Source organism: Halobellus sp. LT62 (assembly GCF_037031285.1).
GTDB lineage: Archaea > Halobacteriota > Halobacteria > Halobacteriales > Haloferacaceae > Haloquadratum > Haloquadratum salinisoli.
In genome coordinates, this window is record NZ_JAYEZO010000002.1 from 758,395 (window position 1) to 777,612 (window position 19,218).

At 49.7% G+C, this 19,218-nt stretch carries 15 protein-coding genes and 1 pseudogene; 7 read left to right on the top strand and 9 right to left on the bottom strand.

Translation table 11 applies throughout. The features are described 5' to 3' along the window. Positions 1-12: 12 nt before the first annotated feature. Both U5919_RS13165 and U5919_RS13170 read right to left on the bottom strand, forming a co-directional pair. A complete protein-coding gene (locus tag U5919_RS13165) occupies positions 13-1,629 on the bottom strand; it encodes a capsular polysaccharide export protein, LipB/KpsS family (RefSeq protein WP_336024878.1) in 1,617 nt (538 codons plus the stop codon). A 13-nt stretch (positions 1,630-1,642) separates the two neighbouring features. Beyond that, positions 1,643-3,181, bottom strand: coding sequence for a capsular polysaccharide export protein, LipB/KpsS family (locus tag U5919_RS13170; RefSeq protein WP_336024879.1), 1,539 nt, complete (start codon positions 3,179-3,181; stop codon positions 1,643-1,645). A gap of 283 nt (positions 3,182-3,464) precedes the next feature. On the opposite strand from U5919_RS13170, the gene U5919_RS13175 reads away from it, so the two are divergent. The 4 genes from U5919_RS13175 (at position 3,465) to U5919_RS13190 (ending at position 8,732) form a co-directional block, all read left to right on the top strand. After that, positions 3,465-4,622, top strand: coding sequence for a sugar phosphate nucleotidyltransferase (locus U5919_RS13175; protein ID WP_336024880.1), 1,158 nt, complete (start codon positions 3,465-3,467; stop codon positions 4,620-4,622). A gap of 1 nt (position 4,623) precedes the next feature. Next, the gene (glmS, locus tag U5919_RS13180; protein ID WP_336024881.1) at positions 4,624-6,438 is read left to right on the top strand and encodes a glutamine--fructose-6-phosphate transaminase (isomerizing); all 1,815 of its coding nucleotides are present in this window, start codon (positions 4,624-4,626) and stop codon (positions 6,436-6,438) included. Between the two features lie 62 nt (positions 6,439-6,500). Further along, positions 6,501-7,655: a glycosyltransferase gene (locus tag U5919_RS13185; protein WP_336024882.1), complete on the top strand. Its 1,155-nt coding sequence runs from the start codon at positions 6,501-6,503 to the stop codon at positions 7,653-7,655. A gap of 18 nt (positions 7,656-7,673) precedes the next feature. Next, a complete protein-coding gene (locus U5919_RS13190; RefSeq protein ID WP_336024883.1) occupies positions 7,674-8,732 on the top strand; it encodes a glycosyltransferase family 4 protein in 1,059 nt (352 codons plus the stop codon). Between the two features lie 2 nt (positions 8,733-8,734). Here the strand turns inward: U5919_RS13190 and U5919_RS13195 are convergent. From U5919_RS13195 to U5919_RS13205, 3 genes and pseudogenes are all read right to left on the bottom strand, one after another. Then, positions 8,735-9,489 (bottom strand): annotated as a pseudogene (locus U5919_RS13195) (IS5 family transposase). A gap of 361 nt (positions 9,490-9,850) precedes the next feature. Next, entirely contained in the window at positions 9,851-10,792 is a 942-nt protein-coding gene (locus tag U5919_RS13200) for a hypothetical protein (protein WP_336024884.1), read from the bottom strand. Between the two features lie 259 nt (positions 10,793-11,051). Continuing rightward, positions 11,052-11,951 (bottom strand): FkbM family methyltransferase, encoded by a 900-nt coding sequence (locus U5919_RS13205; protein WP_336024885.1) that lies wholly within the window; start codon positions 11,949-11,951, stop codon positions 11,052-11,054. A gap of 284 nt (positions 11,952-12,235) precedes the next feature. Between U5919_RS13205 and U5919_RS13210 the strand changes: the two genes are divergently transcribed. Genes U5919_RS13210 through U5919_RS13220 form a run of 3 tightly spaced genes read left to right on the top strand, consistent with a single transcriptional unit; the run spans position 12,236 to position 14,675 of the window. Then, positions 12,236-12,985 (top strand): cytidylyltransferase domain-containing protein, encoded by a 750-nt coding sequence (locus tag U5919_RS13210; RefSeq protein ID WP_336024886.1) that lies wholly within the window; start codon positions 12,236-12,238, stop codon positions 12,983-12,985. Further along, entirely contained in the window at positions 12,985-14,001 is a 1,017-nt protein-coding gene (gene pseG / locus U5919_RS13215) for a UDP-2,4-diacetamido-2,4,6-trideoxy-beta-L-altropyranose hydrolase (protein WP_336024887.1), read from the top strand. The genes U5919_RS13210 and pseG overlap by 1 nt, the downstream gene beginning before the upstream one ends. Continuing rightward, positions 13,998-14,675 carry a formyltransferase family protein gene (locus U5919_RS13220; protein ID WP_336024888.1) on the top strand — a complete coding sequence of 226 codons (678 nt, stop codon included), beginning with the start codon at positions 13,998-14,000 and terminating at the stop codon, positions 14,673-14,675. Before pseG ends, U5919_RS13220 begins: the two co-directional genes overlap by 4 nt. Here U5919_RS13220 and U5919_RS13225 read toward each other — a convergent pair whose 3' ends face one another. The 4 genes from U5919_RS13225 to U5919_RS13240 form a co-directional block, all read right to left on the bottom strand. Then, a complete protein-coding gene (locus tag U5919_RS13225; RefSeq protein ID WP_336024889.1) occupies positions 14,676-15,728 on the bottom strand; it encodes an N-acetylneuraminate synthase family protein in 1,053 nt (350 codons plus the stop codon). It lies immediately after the preceding gene. Positions 15,729-15,835: 107 nt separating this feature from the next. Continuing rightward, positions 15,836-17,023 carry a DegT/DnrJ/EryC1/StrS family aminotransferase gene (locus U5919_RS13230; RefSeq protein ID WP_336024891.1) on the bottom strand — a complete coding sequence of 396 codons (1,188 nt, stop codon included), beginning with the start codon at positions 17,021-17,023 and terminating at the stop codon, positions 15,836-15,838. Continuing rightward, complete coding sequence (locus tag U5919_RS13235; protein ID WP_336024892.1) at positions 17,020-17,973, bottom strand: NAD-dependent epimerase/dehydratase family protein; 954 nt, start codon at positions 17,971-17,973, stop codon at positions 17,020-17,022. Before U5919_RS13235 ends, U5919_RS13230 begins: the two co-directional genes overlap by 4 nt. After that, on the bottom strand, positions 17,966-18,988 hold the full coding sequence (locus tag U5919_RS13240; protein WP_336024894.1) for a polysaccharide biosynthesis protein: 1,023 nt from the start codon (positions 18,986-18,988) through the stop codon (positions 17,966-17,968). The genes U5919_RS13235 and U5919_RS13240 overlap by 8 nt, the downstream gene beginning before the upstream one ends. Positions 18,989-19,218 lie beyond the last annotated feature (230 nt).

Genomic DNA, 19,218 nt, shown 5'->3' on the forward strand with positions numbered 1-19,218 from the left:
ACTATACCTATTTCAAGGAGTGGGGGAATTCGGACTTATCGTATCTTTCACATCAGGAATTGGTTTATTTTTGACTATTGCCTCAATGAGCAGATCAATATCCTCGTTTCCGGGAATGAGCTGGCTGTGCGTTGGTGCAATCGGGCGGAAGTCACCATCTACCGTTTCGTAGTATGGGAATTTGATATGACGCTCGATAAATAAGTAATGTGCATACCGTTTCGCAAGTTCATGCTTTTTGGCACTTATATCTAGATTACTTTTTAATAACAACTGTTTATATTCATCGTCATCAACAGGATCGAACGTAAATCCATATCCTTTATAATGCGTGTCTCCACTCACGATAACTGGAATCCCGAGATATGACATTTCTAAACCGGTAGTTGAGTTCCAAACAAGTCCTCGATCAAGTTTCCGCATAAATTCATAAGGATTAATACCCGTATCTGGACTCATTAGCTCGATATTTTCTGGAAGAGAATAGTTACTAGTAATCCACTCATAGAACGATTCATTCGTAACTCGAAGAACTTCTGCTGGGTGGGTTTTGATATATAGCTTTAGTTGTGGATTCTCTTTGAATATCTCAATTGTCCGATCAACCCAAGTAAAAACATTATTAAATGCCTTCTTTTTGGTCGCAGTCAGAGATCCATCCCAAGGAAGATTAGTAAAAGCACCGTAGACTGTACTATCTGATGAAGACTGGAAGGAACCACTACCAAGCTGCGCATGGTTGAATCTGACATCCTTTCCACTCATTCGATCCTGCATAAATTTCTCAAGTGTAGAACTTTCTTCATCCGACAGTGGCCTGTTAAGACGCTCACTGGCTGAATCACGATTCGGAAATGTTGGGAGTGAACTTCTGTTATTCATATTCCCACAGAGTATTGATTGGCTCCTAAATCCTACATCGATATCCCAACTGGGGGTATCGAATTGATTACCAACACTAAGGAATACCGCTCCTACCAAATATGCTGAGTTGTTCGAGAGAACTGCGTCATAATTATGCCGTTGAAAGAGCTCAAATGCAATATCTGTAAGTAGTTTAGCTGATTTTTTGAATCTATTATATATTTCCTCTGATTTCGGGTGTTTGTCGAGGTTATATATTTTTAAATATGCTCTTGTGGAGGCAGTTGCAATTCCATCGATATCGACACCACGATACGTGTCACCAGATGAGGTGTGTGTTTTAGTAGTTGTCTCAAATTCTGAGATTGGAGTGTACTCCAATCCAAACCTGCGCAAAAATTCACCTCCCATAAAATTGCAGATCTCGCACGCAGCACTCTCGCTTGACATCCACTGTTTTGCCAAACACATATCCAAGTCGTGGTCACATAACAGAAGCGTTGGTTCGTATCCACGAACCCGAAATGCATGGGCCAGTATTACATCAAGATACGTCCCAAAATCATTCCTCCCCATTACCAATGGTATGAGCACTTCCCCTCTTTTTTCGCCTGTATTAGAATACTCTCGTATTTCCTTTTCAATATCTGGTATTTTGTCAATATTGAATGTTAAGTCGTATATTCTTGCGAGGGGTTTGATAATATTCAGCTTATCTGCAAACTCTACTCCGAAATTTTGTAGCCTCTTTTTTTGTTCTTCCATATTCTCGATATAGTTAACTGATTTCAGTGTCGATCCAATTCTTGATTGCTGTATGAATTGTTTCAGCTTGGTTAGTACGTGGAGTTGTAGCTTTTGTTAATTTCCCTCGATATCCAATTGAAAGTATCGATTTTACGAATTCTTCTAACGTTTTTGGATCTGTAGTGGTTGGTTTCCCAATTAGTTCCAAAGCCTGCTCAATATCTTCATACGTTTCGACGTCATAAACATTCGGCGCATCTCGATACCATGGCGAACCAAAGACTAGTGCTGCAGTTCCTCGATTTATAGCTTCCCAACCTGCTGTCCCTGTGATAGTTGCTACTGCATCAGCGTTGTCAATAAGTGTATATGCATTTGCATCAAGTGGGATAAATCTAACACTATCGTGCGAATATAGGTCATCATATTCCCAACTAGTTCTTCCTAATTGACCCTTCAGTTGGGGATCAAACTGCGACGGATGTTCTTTAATATATATTAATTTATCATCTGCGCAATTAGAGAGGAGTTTAATAGCCAATGTTTGGTCAACATAATGATTCCCTTCCGGAGATGTAGTCCGCTCAGGTTGGTAGTGGAGTGGAAAATAAATATAGTCTTCTTCCAACGACACAGATGCTACCTTTTTTTCGTAGTCATTTCTCAATTTTTTTAGATAATAGCGAGATTTGATAAGATAGTACATCCACTGTGTCCAAAGAATTGCTGAATTTTCTATTTTATTGGATCCAAATTTCATATCTACTGGAACTTTCCATCGAAGAAAGTCCCTACTAAATACCAATTCTTTCAAACGTTTCTTAGAAGATGGGATAAGATGATTTCTAAACGATTCAATTACAGATTTCACACCCGTATCCGTGGTAGTATTCCGCATATATGATGGTTTACTCACCGAATAATCCATTTCCAATTTGTTTAAATATGATTGAATATCATTTGGGATGCTCTGATCAGTTATCCCCTCACTTGCTGAGAAATCAGTAGAATCAAAGATGCTACTTCTTAAATAGAATGTGTCAGGTAAGGATGTAGGTGTGAAAATGATGGTTTCTACACCATTTCTTTCAGCAACTAAATAGAGAATATAATCACTCACTAGATGAGGAGTACTCCCAAAAATAGCTATATCTGGCCGCAAATAGTCAAATATATTACTCCAATAGGAGAGTAATCGATAGTAATGCCGAACTCGTTCGTTGTATCCAAAAGATTCGCTCTGAATAACATTACCAAGATCGATACGATCCATCATCTTGAGTGCAAGAAGCTGTCCACTTGCTAAATCTTCAATTAGGCTTGAATCGATAGGGTACTCGAATGGAGAGTCAAGATTCAAATCACGCGGTGGTACTCCTTTGGTGGCGTTGACTGATTTGTGAGCAATTGTCTCTGGGAACGATTTTTCAATATTAGACTTCAAGTCTGTAGGACATTCCCAATATGTTGGCCTAATACCACACTCTTTTTTGAGTTTCTCTGCTGCCAGTACCCAATTTTTATGGGGAGTAACTGCATAAATCGCACTTCGTGAAGGTGGAGTAGACATTATTATATTAGTTGTCTTTAATCAATTGGCAATTCCAACCATCAAATATATTTTCACTTCCCCCATATATGCCCAGCGGTACTGATCTTATAACTATTAGAGGAATTTAATTCCTTCATATATGTTCACAAATTTCACACTTAATCAAATTATTTCAGGCAATTGCGGGCCTTATTTCTCCAAACTTTCCTTAAATTATTGTCCTCCGGTCTGATTCGTGAACCTGAATACTACCATATCAAAACACAAAATATTGAACTCCCTCTATCCCAACATCAATAATATGAAAGCTGTCGTCCTCGCTGCCGGAGAAGGAATGCGGCTTAGGCCGCTGACCCGGACCAGACCGAAACCGATGCTTCCGATTGGGAATCAGCCACTTCTTGAACACGTGATTGAAGCCGGTAGAGAAGCGGGAATTGACGAGTTCGTTCTTGTTGTCGGTTACAAACGTGAACGGATACAGAGTTACTTCGGTGAAGGTGACGACTGGGATGTCGACATTGAGTATGCTGTCCAAGAGACTCAACTCGGGACTGGCCACGCGCTGTTGCAGGCGGAGTCATACATTGATGGCAGTTTTATCGCGCTTAACGGCGATCGGATCATTGAACCGAGCGCAATCACTGCTGTAATTCAGGAGCGTCGAGAGACTGGCAGCCCTGTGATGGCTGTAACCCGGCACCGGAGTCCTGAAAACTACGGTGTCGTCGATATTGACGGTCAGCGTGTGCGTTCGATCGAAGAGAAGCCGCCAGCACATACAGTTCGGACGGATTACATCAACGCCGGTGTTTATGGCCTCGGGGGGGCGATATTTGATGAGATTCGGAGGACTAACGCCGATGGAGAACTGGCAATCACGACCGTTCTGCAGGCGTATCGGGACTCACTGCGCCCAGTTCGGTTCGACGGCCTCTGGCTCGACGTCTCGTATCACTGGGACATCTTGGCAGTCAACAATCGGATGCTCGATCGAACAGATTCTCCCCGTGCTGAGACGGCATCTATTCACGAGCGGGCGACAGTCGTCGACGTGGCAGCGGTCGCCTCAGATGTGCGTATCCGGCCGGGGGCAACGGTGCTTCCCGGAACGTCGCTCGGCGAGAACGTCGAGGTCGGGTCGAACGCCGTCCTTTCGAACTGCGTCGTGCTCGCAGACGCAACGGTCGGCGACGGAGCTGTCGTCCGAGATTGCGTCATCGGCGAGAACGCTATTATCGGACCAAACGCAACGATCGAAGGAGGAGATACTGACGTCGTGGTGGACGGGGTCGTTCATTCTGACGTCCGTTTAGGTGGGGTTATCGGAGATAACACAACGATTAGCGGCAACGTGACCGTCTCACCGGGGACGGTGATCGGGAACGATGCAACCGTTGAGTCGGGCTCAATCGTGAGCGACTGGATCGAGTATAACGCGATCGTGCGGAGGGGGTAAGATGTGTGGAATCATCGGCTACTCTGGATCATCAGACGCACTTCCGATCCTCAGAAATGGAATCTCAAACCTCGAATACCGCGGGTACGATTCTGCGGGAATTGCCTTGGGTGGCGACAGAATTGAGGTCTACAAACGCGCAGGGAAATTATCAGCGCTCACCGAGGTACTTCCCGAAGCATCGTCGGCGACGATAGGTCTCGGCCACACGCGGTGGTCGACCCACGGCGAACCCACAGATGCGAACGCACATCCCCACACGAACGAATCCGATAACGTCGCAGTCGTCCACAATGGGATCATCGAAAACTACGACGCGTTGCGGTCTGCACTGATAGAACGCGGCCACACTTTCACGAGCGATACGGATACCGAGGTCGTCCCACACCTCGTCGAAGAGGAGTTGGAATCCGGTCACGATCTCGTCGACGCGGTCTCTGCTGTCGTCGAGAAACTGGAAGGGAACTTCGCACTCGGAGTCGTCGCCGCGGGCCACGATGGTATTGTGGCAACGCGTCGCGGGAATCCCTTGGTTCTCGGATACGCCGAACACGGGGCATTCATCGCAAGTGACGTCCCGGCGTTCGTCAAGCATACGCGGCGCGTCAGTTACGCCGAGGACGGTGACGTAATCCACCTCTCTGAATCGGATGTGTCGGTATATGCTGACGGCGAGGCGGTTTCCCGAGATATCCAAGAAATTGAGTGGGACGCCGAAGCCGCGGAGAAAGGTGGATACAAACACTATATGCTCAAGGAAATCCACGAGCAACCTTCGGCGCTACGACAGGCGATTTCTGGGCGCATCGATGAAATGAAAGGCGAGGTAGACCTAGAGATCGACCTTCCTGCAGAGTATCTGAACTCACTTCAGGAGATCCAGTTTATCGCCTGTGGCACCTCCTATCATGCCGCGTTGTACGCTGCAGACCTGTTAGAAGAGCACGCAGACGTCAGAGCCTCCGCGGAAATTGCTTCGGAATACGAGTTCCGCGGTGGGCGCGATCCGTGGCGAACGCTCGTTGTCGCGGTAACGCAGAGCGGTGAGACCGCTGATACACTTTCGGCGTTGCGGCGAGCGAAGCGAGCCGGCGCCCGGACACTCGCAGTTACGAACACGCTTGGAAGTACGGTGACGCGGGAGGTTGATGATACCATCTTTATCCGGGCTGGCCCCGAGATCGGCGTCGCCGCGACGAAGACCTTCTGTTCGCAAGTCGCAGTATTGGGGCTTCTCTCGATCTACATTGGCCGTGCCCGGGATGTGATGTCGTCGAGCGATGCCAGAAAATTGCTCTCTGATTTGCGTGGACTTCCAAGTGCAGTACAACAGGTGTTGGATCGAGAAAATCAGGTGCGCGTTGCAGCCGAGGAGTATGGTGGCGGCGACGCGTTCTTTTTTATTGGGAGGCGTTTGGGCGCTCCTGTCGCGTTAGAGGGGGCATTGAAGCTAAAGGAAATTTCGTACGACCACGCTGAAGGCTTTGCAGCGGGAGAGTTAAAGCACGGTCCTTTGGCATTAGTGACATCAGAAACACCGGTATTGGCAGTGCTTACTGCGGAATCGAACGCTTCTGAAACGCTGAACAACGTCAAGGAAGTCGAATCACGAGGTGCACCGGTGATCGGATGTGCATCGAACGGCATAGACGCAGAGAAGTTTGTAGATGAGGTGTTTGTTGTGCCCGAACTAGGGACGTTCGAACCTCTTGTAGCCAACGTGTTCTTCCAATTGTTCAGCTACTATGTGGCTGATTTGAAGGGGCGATCGATCGATAAGCCACGAAATTTGGCGAAGAGCGTGACGGTGGAATGATTTGTTACAGCAACTACACGCGGACCACGGGGATTTTTGCCCCGGTCGTCGAAGGGGCCCTTATGCGAAGACTCGTTCGCGGACTCGTCGGAGCCGTCGCGACGCTGGTGTCGCTGACGGGACTCCCCTACGCGATCTACCTCCTCCTCGCGAAGGCGTGGAACCCGCAGGGTTCGCCCGCGCAAAAGCAGCCCGCGGAACCGACGGTGAGCATCGTGCTGCCGACATATAATGAGGAACGGATCGTCGAGAACAAACTCCGAGACATCGTCTCGCTCGACTACCCGATGGAGAAGGTCGAGGTGGTCATCGTCGACTCCTCAGACGACGACACGCGAGAGATCATCCGGTCGTTCTTTGCAGATCGACAAACGCCCGAATTGACGCTCTTGGAGGAAGACGAACGGCGCGGCTTGGCCCCCGCGTTGAACGACGCCTACGCGGCCGCGTCGAACGAGATGGTCGTCAAGACCGACTGCGACTCGAAGGTCGCCGCCGACGCGCTCCGAGAGGCCGCGGCGAATCTGGCCGATCCGGACGTCGGCGCGGTGACTGGACGCAACGTGGACGTCCTCGGGGGAAGTGACGTCGAAGAGGGGTACCGCGACGTGCAGGCGACGATCCAGACGCTGGAGTCGCACTTGGATTCGACGCTCATCTTCCACGGACCGTTTTCGGCGTTCGAGAACAGGGAGATCGTTCCGATCGACCCCGATTCGATCGCCGATGATACAGAATTGGCACTGAAGATCCGGCGAAACGGCAAGCGGGTCGTCTTCGACCCCGCAATCAGATACAAGGAAGCGTCGCACTCGGCGTTCAACAAGCGCCGGAGTCAGAAGGATCGGAGAGCGATGGGGTTGATTCGGCTGTTGCTTCGGAATCGAGATATGCTGGGGCGGTATGGATTGTACGGAGGAGTGGTGTTGCCCTTCAACTGGTGGTTTATGCTGATCTCGCCGTGGCTGATGGCGGTCGGGATCGGACTGGCGACGATCCTCGGGTTAGTCGTTGCCGGGCCGTTTGGGTTGGTCGTGCCCGCGAGCGTGGGAGCATTCACGCTTCTGGGATCGCGAGACAAACTTGGTTCGTTGCAAGCGGTGTACGCCGTGTTTGATACGCAGGTATCGCTGCTCTTTGCGGCAGTGAAACTGTGGCGCGGCGAGGGATCGGCGGTGTGGGACGTCGACGAGGAGTTGCGGGACTTGTATGAGTGAACGCTCGGTGATGGACGAATGAGAGTCCTGCAAGTGACGCCGCGGTATCCACCCCAGTCGGGGGGCGTCGAAACCCACGTCAAAGAGATCTCCGAGCGGCTCGTCGATCGCGGCCACGAGGTGACTGTCGTCAGCGCGGACGCGGGGATGGAAGGCGAGAGACGAGAGGTGCGCAACGGGGTCTCAGTGCGGCGGTATCGGAGTATCGCGCCGGGTGATGCAATGCACGTCTGCCCGCAGATCGTGGCGGCCGTTCGGCGGGCTGACGTCGATGTCGTTCACGCGCACAACTACCACTCGTTCCCGCTGTTCTTCGCGGCGCTCGGCGTGGGAGATCGGAAGTTCGTGGTGACGACGCACTACCACGGTGGAAGCGCGAGTTCGGTGCGAGATCGGTTGTTGTCGCTGTATCGACCGTTCGGTCGTTGGGCAGTTCGACGGGCTGATGAGGTTATCGCGGTGAGCGAATGGGAAAAAGAGCAGTTGGCGTCGGATTTCGAAGTGGAGGCAACGGTGGTCCCGAACGGCGTAGACGTGGAACGGTTCGCCGAGGCTGAGCCGGTGGAACGAGAGCGGCCGTATATTTTGACAGTCGGCCGCTTAGAGGAGTACAAAGGCGTCCAGCACGTGATTCGGGCGATGGGAGAGCTTTCGGAGTATGACTTGTTGGTCGCCGGGAGTGGGCCGTATCGAGCCGAGTTAGAGCGGATCGCTCGCGAGGAAGGGGTGGCGGATCGCGTAGAGTTCTTGGGTTACGTTGATGATGACGAGCTGCCGGGATTGTACGCCGGTGCAGAAGTGTATGTGACGATGAGTGAGTTCGAAGCCTACGGGATGACCGTTGCGGAGGCGTTGGCTGCTGGGACGCCGTGTGTTGTTCGGGATGTTGCTGGATTACAAGACTGGGCGGATATTGGTGGAGTATACGGAATAGAAAGAGTCTCTCTAGATACACTGAGAAGTCTGATCAAGTCCAAGGAAGCTGTACCAAGGCGATCGATCAGTGAGCGATCGTGGGAAAGTACAACTGATAAAATCATACGACAAACATACACTGGGCGTTGTTTAGACGCGTGATTTCACCGGGCTGACCCCTCGATTGCGCGTTCGATGTTTCTCACCGCCGATTTCATAACAAGTTCACGGAATTGGCCGAACCACGTTCTCGCCGAAAACCGGGGTCACGTTTCGGAATTAACGGTGTGACACTTTCAGAACGTAACTTCGTCCGAAGTGCTTCCCAGTCGTATCCTTTATCCGCCGCCACAGCCGTCAGATCGTCGATATTCCGCACCAGTACTTGTCAGCCGATCTGTGTATCGTGTGGTTGTTTCGTAGAGCAGTGTATAACTAGTATCGCACTTGTTTCGCAATCGACGAGCAGCGTGGTCTTCACCGCTTCGAACGTGTAGTCTGTCCGTTTCGCGTAGTGCTGGCTCGCTTGGACACGATCCATTCCGGTTGCGTCGATCGCTTGAACATCACCGAGATCGTACATTTCAACCGACGCGTCGAGCACCGCTCGCCACCGCTTCATCGGAATATCTTGCTTCCGCGCACAGGTCGTCGAGAAGTAAGGAAGCGTCTCAACCTTTAAATCGAGTGATACTGTAACTCTCGGCATTTCTCGCAAAACATCCATCAGCTTTCTGTAATCGTGATTGAGATACTCTTTGAACCCTTGAACGGCGAGAATTACCCAATCGGCATACCCGTCTGTTCCGGGTCGGTATGCCGAAGCTGGCTCGCCAGCGACGGCTTTTTTGGCGAGCGATACAATTATCTCTGCGAAGCGGGAGGTCTTGGTTTGTACACCCAATCCGTCCCGCTTCAATCCTAGTAAATTTGTCACTTCTATAGAGTAGATAGAAAGCAGATACTAGTGAGACACCCCATCGGACTAACCGAGTCTAACCGTCTAAACAAGGCCCAATTAATGTTATTGGGTAGAGGGTTAACAAAACAAGTCGAAATTAGAAGGAGAGATTACCTTCATCTAAAATAGATTGTCTCTTTTACTCATTTCCACCAATATTTGAAACGATACTGAACTTTTGTAAAGCCCTAACCATTAGAGGGGGAGACTTTCACCGCCACCTCTTGATCAGTATAGTGTACTCAGATCTCACCATTATTTCCAAGCTTACTGCCGAAATTAACAACGTGTTTTTACAAAAGAGCGATATTTGAATTTCTCAGTACCTTAGCAGCCGACTAAGACCATTATGATCTCTACCAGGATGTGTCCACATTTCCTTGTGTTCAGGCCAATCATCAGGCAGGGGTTCACTGGCGGGAGCAAAAACGAACTGGATAATATCTCGTGAATGTCCCGGCTCTGGAACACCCGCACGATGTTCTTGGAGTGAAACATTTACCAGTGCAGTACTTCCAGTGGGTCCAGTAAATTTAATTGGTGTAACCTTTTCCTCAACCACATCTATATTACCCTTATGCTTGAATGAACTCATCTTTACAATTTCGCTAGATTCCTGTGCTGGAATTAGATGGAATGGGCCGTCGACTTCGCTAGTGTCGTCCAAATAAACAAATAGTTTGAGATGATCGATAGTATGTGCATCGGTGTGATATCTGTTGGAATATATATCGGACTCCTCTCGAATCTCTTGAGGAATATGGAAATTCCGGTAGGCGGTAACTCTGACTGGCTTGAAGTAAGAGCCATAGGAATCTTGTACAGTCTTTATTACCTCGTCATTAACGAGATCGGCAAATGCTGGCATATGCTTGGCAAAATCAAAATTTGGGCTGTCAAGCCGATAGCTGTATATGTTCCCATCATATTCAAGTGTCGATGAGTGGTTTTCGTCTTCTATAACTTCATTATACTGTGTTTTTACCTTATTGAGGGTTTTCTCTTCATATGGTATCCCAAGATGTTTGAACTCTGAAACATCTGGACGGCCTTCAGTTGATAGTTGGGGATTTGACTTTTCTTTAACTTTCTTAAGCGCTATCTGGCCAGCAAGATTTGCTCGAAAAGTAGCAGCATTCCGATAAATTTTACACCCTCCTTTTCTATCAACTGCTTGGACTTTTCGTCTTACCCAACCTGCCAATTCATTAGGATTTGACAAAGCAGTCTTGACCTTGCTTGGTATAGAGTGTCTAATCATAACGTGGCATTCTTTTCTTTTCAGATACATATATTTAGTGTTTCGCGCGGAAGTGCTGTGAGGTTCGTCACGACTCCTTAAGAGAGGGACACTCTTCGCTTACGCCATACGCGGCACTCAACACCTCGCAGAAGAAAGATATAGCTACAGAAACAAACGGTTCAAGATACACATATTTGTTGCTGTTAGTCTTAGCAAGCGTTCACCATATTAATCAGCGTAACGACTACAAAAGAGACAGGGTTGGCGCTGTTGTAATTTATTTATGGGCAGCAATACGGTAAAGCTGTCCCTGTTCACCGTCAATTTCAAATTCCCGTCTGTCAAATCTACTTATATTAAACCCGAGAGAGCGAAGCTTGTCCTCTAGATCTTCAGAAGATGTCCCAAAATCACTTAGGAGGTACTTATGCACTTCTACGAAGACCAAACGACACTCTTTGCTTGAAAGAGTGTTTCTCAATCCTTGTATTACATCAACCTCTGCACCTTCTACATCAATAGAAATTATATTGGGGGCGGGAATCTCTTCTTTTTGAATAAGATCGTCTCCTTTTTCTGATTGAACCTTTATTTTCTTTTTCTTATCATTCCAAAAATGAGATATAGACTGTTTATCTGTTGATAGAGAAGCATTTGTGTAACCTGCACCTATATTTTCATCTGGAACAGCAAATTCCATCTCTCCACTTGTATTTGAGAGTGCGCACTGAAATATGTCCCCATTTAACGAGTTTTGATCAAAATTTCGTTGAATAGCCTCGAAATTTGCCGGCAACGGTTCAAATGCATAAATTTTACCTTCATCTATATGACTTCCAATTATGCAGGATATCGTTCCAGTTCCAGCACCGATATCAAAATAGACATCATCGGAGTTCAAATTATCAATCATATTATTCAAAAGTTTATCTTTAAATGAAGTAGGACGTTCAGTAGAGGAACAGATTTTAAACTCGACAATTTCACCTCTATATTCGGTTTGATAAACATATGGATATGGATATATCTCTGAAAAGATATTAGATAATACCGGATCTAATCCAATTCTTATTGATAAGTCACGCACTTCTTCCTGATATATCCGTCTTATATTGTTTAACAATCCGCGATATAGACCTAACACTGATTTATATATATCTTGTCCTTTATTATCCATACTGCAAATATTTGTTGAGAGAAAATAAAAGCTTGGAAATATGATCCAAGCATTGTTCAGATTAGCTGATTGAAGCAGACGGCAAACGCTTGCAACTACGTTCACCCTCTGTATTCAGCAGGCTATTTATCTCAACTTTTGAGCGTTTCAACAGGGCCCATACACTGTATAATAGCATACATAAATTGACAATATTTTTATAATATAGATATTCAACTATTAGCGAATATAAAGTAAAACCGCGATCATAAAACATTCACGCCATCGTGACGAGTTGAGATATAATGAATCAGCAGATCGCCGCTGTCATTCAAGCTCGAATGGGCTCAACTCGACTTCCTGGGAAGGTTATGCTTCCTTTAGCTGGTGATCACGTCATTACCCACGACATCCAACGCGTGAAATCCGCGGAACATGTAACAGAAACCGTTGTGGCCACATCTAAACAAACGGCCGATGATATCGTTGCACGATACGCGTCACGAGCTGGGGCAGAGGTATTCCGCGGTAGCGAATCAGATGTCCTCGCTCGGATCTACAATGCGGCTCTCTCTGTAGACGCTGATGTCATTGTCCGTATCACCGGAGATTGTCCGCTCATCGATCCGGAGGTAATCGACGCAGTTGTTCAAGAAGTCACTGACACTGAAACACAATACGCTGCCAACATTTTCGAACGCTCCTTCCCTCGGGGCCTTGATGTAGAGGCATTCACGTTCGAGAGCCTTGAGCAGGTACACGAGACGGCAACCGAACCACGCCACCGAGAGCACGTGACTCTGTACTATCGAGAGAACCAAAATTCATTTACCACTAGAAACATCAGTTCAAATGAAGTATATGATGAATCACAATTCCAGAACCGAAACGATCTCCGGCTAACTCTCGACGAAGCAGATGATTATGAGGTGTTGCGAAACATCTACGAGAACGTTCCGTTCGATAACATAGTTCCGATTCGAGATGCGATTCGCTATGTTGACGAAAACGACCTTATGGATCTAAACGCAACTGTAGAACAGAAATCTCACTGATGCAAATTGTTGTGCGCGCCGATGGTGGCCCAGAAATCGGATACGGCCACCTAGTCAGAACTGGTGCACTCGCTAGCTATCTTCTTGATCACGGCCACCAAGTTACGTACGCGACAACGGCTCCGGAACTGGTCCAAGAAGTCTGCCCAATCGGTATAGACACAGTAAAAATCTCTTCCAGAGATGATCCGGAGTCGGTACGCGAGTTCGTCCATAATCACGCAGATGTCACTGTCGTGGATTCATACCTCGCAGACCAGACATACCAAAAGCGACTGCGAGAGGTCTCGCCGCTGGTTGTCATCGCTGACGACTCCCGCCACCAAATCACCGCCGACGTCCTCGTGAACGGGAACCTCTACGCATCCGAACTAGAATACGACGTAATCGGATCGGAACCACGGTGGTGCCTCGGTCCGGATTTCCTCCTCCTACGACAGGAAATTACGGAGTATGCTTTGAGGGAGCCACCGTGGCGCGAGATGCCGACCCGTGCGATCGTCACGATGGGTGGGAGCGACATCGCGGGGCTGACTCCTACTGTAATTCGCGCCTTCGACGGATTGGATATCCGTGTGGATGCTATTGTCGGGCCGGGGGTTTCGACAGAACAGGAGGAGAAGATCAGAGAGGCAGCCGAGAACGTGAGTGCGGATGCCAGTGTCGTTCGTGATCCAAACGATCTTCCGGAGCGAATGTTCCGAGCGGACTTTGCCGTGACCACCGCCAGCACGACCACCTACGAACTCCTTGCGCTTGGTACGCCAGTCATAAATCTTCCCGTCGTCGAAAATCAGAGATTGATCGCGGACGCACTACGAGAGCACGACGCTGCGACGGTACTCGAGAATACTGCTGATATGACTGCGTTTTCCGATGCGATGGGTGAATACGTGAGTGACCCATCCCTCCGACGTAAACGACGTGAGATCGGACGAGATCTCGTTGACGGTCACGGTGTGAACCGTGTGTATCGGGAAGTTCTTTCAGCCGGTGTTTCCAACCGGAACGTATGAGTACCGATATCGATGTCGTCTTTCTCGGCGTGAATGACGCCGGTATGCGAGTATACGAATGGCTCTGTGAACGTTCCGAGGTGTTCGTTCATTCTCTCCTCACTACGGAGGAGCAACTGACCGTGATCAAAGACGCGGAGCCCGATATCGTTGTCTCGTGTGGCTACCGTCACATCGTACCGGAGTCGATCCTCGGCGTTCCGGAGATGGGCTGTCTAAACCTTCATCCAGCGTACCTTCCATACAATCGCGGGGCGAATCCTAACGTCTGGAGCATCGTTGAAGGGACGCCAGCGGGTGTGACGCTTCACTATATGGATTCATCCTTGGACACCGGCGACATCATTGCGCGTCGTGAGGTCGAACCCGACTTCGCGGACACCGGAAAAGATCTCTATCAGCGACTCGAGGACGCTCAAGTCGATCTGTTTAAAGAGAATTGGCCGGACGTGATCAATGAAGACACCTCCGTTCTTGAACAAAAAGAAGATGAAGGAACGTACCATCGAACTAATGAATTCGAAGAACTGTGTGAAATCGATGGAGAGGAGATGGTCCGAACGAGAGAGTTCTTGGATCGACTCCGTGCTCTCACTTTCCCGCCCCACGACAACGCGAGGATCGAAATCGACGACGAGACGTACTATATCGACATCGATATTCGGCGTGAATAATTAGTCTCGATTGATGTCATCCCAATTGATACCGGTACCCTGTGGAATGTCACGTAGCGCAGTCGTGCCGACGAGTTCGTCGTAGAATTTTGGATGGAGGCCGGACTCTTGTTCTCCCGGACGTAGTACTTTCATATTCTCTTCAGTTAACTCCTCTCCGGCGTCTATATCCCTGACCGTATGGATCGCGCGGCGCGCCTTCTCGTGGAGTTCCTGTTCCACCTCCAGAACTCGCTTTTCTCCGGAGCCGAGAGAGGCCTCTGTGTCGCGGATCGCGGTCACCATCTGATCCAGTTCGTCAGGTTCAAGTGCGAACTCGTGGTCCGGCCCCTCCATCGATTTGTCCAGCGTGAAGTGCTTCTCGACGACACTGGCCCCAAGCACGGCAGCAGCCGACGGGGCAGTCACAGGATCAAGCGTGTGATCGGAGAGGCCTGTCGGAACGTCGAATTCATCTTGGAGCGTTTTGACGACGCTGACGTTGATCTCAGAGATCGGCGTCGGATACGCGGCGACACACTGTAACAAGACGAGCTTGGAGGCCCCCGCTTCACGGAGCGCCGTTACCGATTCCGCCACCTCTTCCAACTCGTGAGCACCCGTAGACATAATGATCGGTTTGCCGGTGTCTGCGAGATATTCGAGAAACGGAATATGGCTGCTCGTGTAGGAAGCTACCTTCCACGCGGGAACGTACTCTTCGAGTTCTGCGGCGGATCGCTCGTCGAACGGCGTCGACATAAACTGGATCTCCCGATTGAGACAGTAGTCGTGTAGTTCAGGGATCCACTCGTAGGGCATTTCCATCGACTCGATGATCTCGTAGATACTCCGATCATCGTCGAGGTACTCGACCTCGCCGCTCTCCTCGACGTACAGATCTTTCGCTCGGAACGTCTGGAACTTCACCGCGTCGGCTCCGGCATCGACGGCGACGTCGATGAGTTCCTTCGCAATATCAAGATTCCCATTATGGTTCGACCCCGCCTCCGCGATCACGAACGCTGACTCATCTGGTCCGACGGGTTTGTCTCCGATGTGAAACTCGGCCATACGGTTTTTGCCACGAGCAAACGAATAAAACCATCTGGTCAGATTATAACGCCTCGATACTTCGATCTCGAAGACAAATAAGCCATCAAAAATGCTTTTTCAGTCTGTCACGCGTGGTATTCGTGTAATCGGTGCACAGCTGTGATCACATCCTCAACGTCTTGGTCGTCCATCTCTGCGTGGAGGGGGAGACTCACCAACCCCTCATACACACTCTCTGTCTGGGGAAATTGCCCTCGTTCGTATCCGAACTCTTCTTGGAAGTACGGATGGTAGTGAAGGGGAACATAATGGACTTGTACCCCTAGATTGTCTGCGTGCATCGCATTGACGAACTCCTTGCGGTCACATCCGAATTCCTCGCCGATTTCAACGGCGTACAGGTGATACATCGGATCCGCGTTAGTCGGCTCTGGTGGCGTTCGGAGTCCAAGGACCTCAGAGAACGCCTCATCGTATGCTGAGATAATCTCGTAACGACGAGTCTTGAATGTTTCAAGCCGATCTAGTTGAGCAAGCCCGAGCGCCGCTTGGATATCCGTAATGTTGTAGTTGTACCCGACGCCTTCTACCACTTGATACCAAGGCTCGTTATCGTGGCCCTCTGGATTGTAGTCCATCTCGAACGACCGTAGTCGCCGTAACCGTTCTGCGAGTTCCTCGTTGTCTGTCACGACCATCCCCCCCTCTCCAGTCGTAATATTCTTTACTGGATGAAAACTGAAGACAGCCATATCACGCTGCACGCCGATCGGCTCACCATTCCATATGCCGCCGAATGCGTGACAAGCGTCCCAGATTACGGTCAGGTCGTGTTCATCGGCGATGTTAAGGAGTCCCTCGATATCCGCCGGATGTCCCGCATAATGCATTGGTATGATCCCCTCGGTATCTGGAGAGGTTTGTCCACGAACCGCCTCTGGGTCGAGCGTTCGTCGGTGCGGGTCGATATCAGCAAATACTGGTGTCGCTCCACAGTACGTCGCCGCGTGTGCTGTCGAGACGAACGTTAGGGGGGTCGTGATTACTTCATCCCCGAGTCCGAATCCGGCCGCACGCCCCGCAAGGTGAAGCGCTGTCGTCCCAGATGTCGTCGCAATCGCGTGGTCAACACCAACGAGATCTGCCACCCTTTCCTCGAAAGCTTCGACGGTCGGTCCACGCGTGATGTAGTCGCCTTCTATCCCTTCAACAACTGCTTGCTTTTCACTCTCGCTGATGCTCTGTGAGCCGTACCCCAACAATTCGTCACGGATCGGTTCACCACCGTAGAATGCCGGCTCTTCTCCCGTCATCCAGACATATCCTCGCGCTCGCGTAGCCATTTCCGGAGGCGGGAAACCCCCTCTTCCAGTGTGACCTCTGGTTCCCAATCAAGTATTTCATTCGCCTTTGAGGGGTCACAAAGCAGCTTTTGTACCTCACTCTGCGGGTGATGATGTTCCACGTGGGTGATTTCTGTCCCATCAGTCGCAATCAGCTCTGCAAGTTCGTTGATCGATACGTCAGTTCCTGTACCTGCGTTGATCACTTCACCGATTGTCTCGTCGCTGAACGTTCCCTCAACGATGAATCGAGCGCAGTCGGTCGCATACAGTAGATCCCGTGTCTGGGTTCCGTCACCAAATATCTTTAGAGCATCTCCTCGGATGTCTCGGCTGGTGAAGATTGATACGACACCACCCGCCATCCCTGTCTTCTGGTACGGGCCATAGGTGTTGAACGGACGCAGTATAGTGATCGGAAGATCATACCCGTGGGAGTAGCCCTCAGCCAAGTCCTCAGCAGCTAACTTCGACCCGGCGTATGGTGAGGCGGGCTTCGTCGGATGGGTTTCGTTGATCCCGACCTTGGAGTCGGTCATATCGTACACCATACAGGTACCAACGAGTCCAAGTCTAGTATTAGTTCTCCGACATACTTCGAGAACGTTCTGAGTACCGATCACGTTCGACTCGAAGTGTGCCTCTGGATCTTCTAGACTCTCTTGTACATCGATCTCAGCTGCGAGATGAACACACTTGTCCACGCCGTGTTCGAATAGTTGACTAATATCGGATCTGGATCGAACGTCGCCCTCGTTGATATGGAACGCCTCATTGTCTCGGAACTCTTCGATGTTACGTTCGGAGCCATTCGAGAAGTCATCAAGTCCGTAGACCGTGTGTCCCCGATCGAGGAGCTCCGCTACGACCCAACGACCGATGAATCCCGCAGCACCGGTAACCGCGACTGTTTCACTCATTGGTTTTCTCGATAGAATCATCCGTCTCTAGGAGTGAGATGATTTCGCTTTTCGATAGCATATTCTCGTCCTTCGAGGATAGAACGACATCGTCTACTTCCTCGAACCCCTCTGGCGGGTCCGGTGTCCGAGTTTCGGTCGCCTCCGGGAGGATCGCATACATAGAGCCGTTTTCGTAGGCGCGCCGGGACTCGCGTTCGGTCATAATTTCCTCGTGGAATGTTTCGCCCGGACGGGGACCTATTACCTCTATATCGATATCCTCTGGCGTGTAACCATACCGCGGTGCGAGAGTCTCAATCATCGCATCTGCCAAGTCTGGGATCCGGATTGCCGGCATCTTGTAAACAAACACCTCACCACCCGCCGTCTTTTTGGCTGCCCCGGTGACGAGATCGAATACATCATCGTACGTGAGGAAAAACCGGGTCATACGTTCATCAGTCAGGGTGACTGGGCCACCCTCTCGGATTTGTTCGGTAAAGAGCGGGATCACAGACTGTGAGGACTTGATCACGTTCCCGAACCGAACCGACGCGAGATCGATGTCACTCTCACCGCTGTAGGTGTTTCCGGCCGTGACGAGCTTCTCTCCGAGCAATTTCGTGGTCCCCATCGTGTTGGCCGGATGAACTGCCTTGTCACTGCTCGTGAATACGAAGCGGTCGACATTCGCATCAATGGCCGCATCCACGACGTTTTGAAGTCCGACTGCGTTTGTCTTTACCGCCTCAAAAGGATTGTATTCACAGATATCCACATGTTTCATCGCGGCCATATGTATGACTAGATCTACACCATCCATTGCTCGTGAAAGACGATCACTATCCCGAATATTTCCGGCAAAGAACCGACAGCGGTTGTCAGAAACGTCAGATTTCAATGATGCCAATCCGGGTTCGCTGTTGTCAAGGATTCGGAGAGACTGTGGATTTCGGTCAAGTAACTGCGGAACGAGGGACCGACCTACCGACCCCGATCCACCGGTTAACAGCACGGTGTTGTCGCTAATCATCTACCCCATATCTTTGAAACGGTACGTATCAAGTTATTGAATTCGTTTGCTACCTCATAGTAATGTTTTGTTTGGAGTATGAATCCGGCATCATATACTAGTACTATACTTCGGCTGTTTCAGGCCTAACGTTGCTGAGTAAGTACGCGAATAGTGATCTGCGATGTTTGAATTCTTGAGAAAGAGAAACATTTCGTTGACAGTGCCGTTTTTTAGTTGACGGTGCCCCG